This window comes from Agromyces sp. P1_H4, from assembly GCF_056405255.1.
On record NZ_JBFUCL010000385.1, the window covers coordinates 1 to 3,309 of the forward strand.

Below are 3,309 nucleotides of genomic sequence, written 5' to 3' on the forward strand. Positions count from 1 at the left end.
GGACTGCGGGTTCGGCATCCACTCGACGTCACGAAGCCCGCCAGCCGCGCGATTGCAGGCGGCGGCGGACGCGCTCGACCGTCTGGTCGGACTGGCGTGACACCCCGCCTTCGCGCACACCTTCTGCGGTGACCTGCACGACGACCCAGCCCGCGTCGGCGAGCCGCTCGAGGCGCTCGACGTCGGCCCGGTATGCCGCGGGCGGGCGGTGGAGGTCGCTCTGGTACTCGAGTGCGACCCGGTACTCGACGAAAGCCAGGTCCACCATGGCGACGAAGCCCCCACGGGAATCGAGCACGATGTGGTTGGGCAGAGGTTCGGGCAACCCTCCTCGTACGACGTCGAGGCGCAGCAATGACTCCCGTCTGGACAGCGGACCCCGGCGGACGAGATCGACCGCCCGCCGCAGCGACGTCACGCCGCGGCATCCGTCATGGCGGTCGATCGCCGCCCTCAGGCCGTCCACCGTGGTCGCCGCCGGTCGCCGACCGAACCTGCCATCGCCCGTCAACAGGAAGTCACCGGCCGCGACGAGGTCGTCGACCGAGAGCGTCGCCGCCAGTTGGCACCATGCCGTCGCCGCATCCGCCGCTCGAAGGCCGGCCACCGTCGCCAGCCGGCATCGCCCGGGTTGGAGCACGTGGCCCCGCACGCCGCGTCCAGTGGGTCGAGCCGAGCTCGAGAACACCGAGACGTGGATGACCGATTCGCGCTCGAGCCGCGCCGGAAGTGGCATCCCATGCAGCATGGCCGCCGTAGCGTGGCTGAGGAACTGGGTCGCCGGCATCCGAAGCCCGTACGCAGCCACCCGCGCATGAGGGTTGGATGCCGCATCTGCACGCAGACGGACCCCATGGAACGGCCGAAGCAGGTCGGGTGCTTCCAATCGTCGCTCACCGACTCCCAGGCGCAGCGCCTCGCCGACGCTGAATGCGGGGGCTGAAGCAAGTCGGGCGGGAAGCGGTCTCGGCTGGCGCACGTGACGAGCATGGCTCGGCCGGTCCGATGACGGACGAGTTGTCCACATGCCGTCCGTGCGGCACGTCGAGTGGATGCCGAACTCGCACCTCGKGCCTCAGAACTGCGGGTTCGGGGTCCTCTCGATCGCGGCCTGCCCGGGGATGGGGTGGCCAGGCGGTAGGGGGCGGGGCGGGCGCGAAGCGGGGCGAGGCGGGCGAGCGGAGGGTGGAGGTGAGGAGGGAGGGCTGTGGCGGGTCAGGCGTGCATGACCCGGGCGCCGTGGACGGCGCCGTGCACGTGCACCGCATTCAGGCGCGACGCGGAGAGGGCGATCTGCAGCTCGAGCGCCGAGTCGGCGTCCTCGGCGAGGAACGCGACGGTCGGCCCGGAGCCCGACACGATGCCGGCGAGCGCGCCGTGCGTCTCGCCGAGCTCGAGGATCCCGCCCAGCCCGGGCGCGAGGCCGAGCGCGGCGGGTTGCAGGTCGTTGTGCAGCGCGTCGGCGAGGAGTCGCGCGTCGCCGGCGCGCAGCGCCTGCAGCACGGCGGCATCCACGCGCGGCGTCGACGACACCGGCCCGAGCGCGGGGTCCGCCTCGCGGCGCCGGTCGAGCTCGCGGTACACGCCGGGGGTCGAGAGCCCGAACTCGGCCACCGCCAGCACCCAGTGGAACGATCCGGTGGCGAGCGCCGGGCTGAGCCGGTCCCCGCGTCCGGTGCCGATCGCCGTGCCGCCCGTGAGCGCGAACGGCACGTCCGCGCCGAGCTTCGCCGCGAGGGCGTGCAACTCCTCCTTGCTGAGCGCGGTGCCCCACATGGCGTCGCAGGCCACGAGGGTTGCTGCGGCATCCGCGGACCCGCCGCCCATGCCGCCCGCGATGGGCACGTGCTTGTCGATCTCGAGGTGCACGCCGCCGGGCACGCCGGCGGTGCGGGCGAGCAGCTTCGCGGCCTTGATCGCGAGGTTCGAGGCGTCGGCCGGCAGCCCCGAGGTATCGATCGAGCCGCCGAACTCGACGCTGAACTCGTCGTCGGGCCACGCCCGCACGTCCTCGTAGAGCGACACCGCCTGGTACGCGGTGGCGACGTCGTGGTAGCCGTCGGGCTGCACCTCGCCGACGCGCATGAAGAGGTTGATCTTGCCGGGCGCCCGCACGTGCACTGCCTCGTCGGTCGCCGCGATCGTCATGTTTCCACGCTAGCCCACGGCTCGGCGGCGGCCCGGGTCATCCGACCGCCTGCAGCCACTCGCGCATGCGCGCCTTCACCTCGGCCAGTCGCGACCCGTCGGGCATGCGGCCCCAGGTGAGGCCGATCGACGAGCGACCGTCGTCGACCGGGCTCGCCGAGGCGAGTACGAACTCGCCCCCGTGGAGCGGGAACCGGGCCGTCGGATGCTTCGCGGTGAGGTTGAGCGCGAGCGGGTCGACGTCGAGCTGCAGCGTGACGATGGCCGCGAGCGCGCGCAACGCCGCCTCGGTGCCGAGGTCGACGGTGCGGGTCACGCTCGCCTCGAAGGTGCCGTCCTGCCGCTGGCCGGGGCGCCGGATGCCGCGGGCCTGTTCGTACGCGACCGTGAGGCTCTGCGCCCACCACGGGTCGACGTGCTGCTCGCCGACGAGCCACTCCGCGATCTCCCGGTGGCCCCACGCCACGGCGCCGGCCTCGTCGAGGAGGCCGAACCACTCGTCGCGATCCCTGCCCGTCGCTCGACGCACCGCGTCGTCGCCGACCCCCTCGACGTTGCTCCCCACGGGCGTGCCCATGCCTCAACGGTAGTGCGCACCGACGGGGCCGCGGAAGGCGCCGCGCGCGGCAGAGGCGTGACCGCGAGCGGCGGGACGCGCGCGGCGGGCGGCGGGATCGGCCGCCTAGGCTTCGACCGGCGCGGCCGCGGCCCGTGCGATCGCCAGGAAGTCCTCGACCCGCAGCTGCTCGCCGCGCGACTGCGGATCGACGCCGGCGCGTTCGAGCGTCTCGCTGGCCGACGACGAGGAGCCGCCGAGCACGCTCGACAGGGACTGGCGAAGCATCTTGCGGCGCTGCTGGAACGCGGCGTCGACGAGCGCGAACGTCGCCTTGCGTTCCTCCTCGGTGCCGGGCTGCTCGCCGCGTGCGAAGCCGACGAGCACGGAGTCGACGTTGGGCACGGGCCAGAACACCATGCGCGACACCTGGCCGGCGAGCCGCCAGCGCCCCCACCAGGCGGCCTTGGCGCTCGGCGATCCGTAGACCTTCGAGCCGGGCTCGGCGGCGAGCCGGTGCCCGACCTCGGCCTGCACCATGACGATGCCCGACTGCAGCGACGGGATGTGCTCGAGCAGGTGCAGCAGCACGGGCACCGACACGT

At 73.4% G+C, this 3,309-nt stretch carries 4 protein-coding genes; all 4 read right to left on the bottom strand.

The features are described from left to right. Positions 1-28: 28 nt before the first annotated feature. A complete protein-coding gene (locus AC1DY2_RS17540; RefSeq protein WP_476763580.1) occupies positions 29-736 on the bottom strand; it encodes a hypothetical protein in 708 nt (235 codons plus the stop codon). A 479-nt stretch (positions 737-1,215) separates the two neighbouring features. After that, complete coding sequence (locus AC1DY2_RS17545; RefSeq protein WP_309980062.1) at positions 1,216-2,148, bottom strand: 4-(cytidine 5'-diphospho)-2-C-methyl-D-erythritol kinase; 933 nt, start codon at positions 2,146-2,148, stop codon at positions 1,216-1,218. 37 nt (positions 2,149-2,185) lie between these two features. Further along, positions 2,186-2,725: a hypothetical protein gene (locus tag AC1DY2_RS17550; protein WP_476763581.1), complete on the bottom strand. Its 540-nt coding sequence runs from the start codon at positions 2,723-2,725 to the stop codon at positions 2,186-2,188. 105 nt (positions 2,726-2,830) lie between these two features. Further along, on the bottom strand, positions 2,831-3,309 hold a 479-nt coding region (locus AC1DY2_RS17555), incomplete at its 5' end, for a ribosomal RNA small subunit methyltransferase A (RefSeq protein ID WP_476763582.1).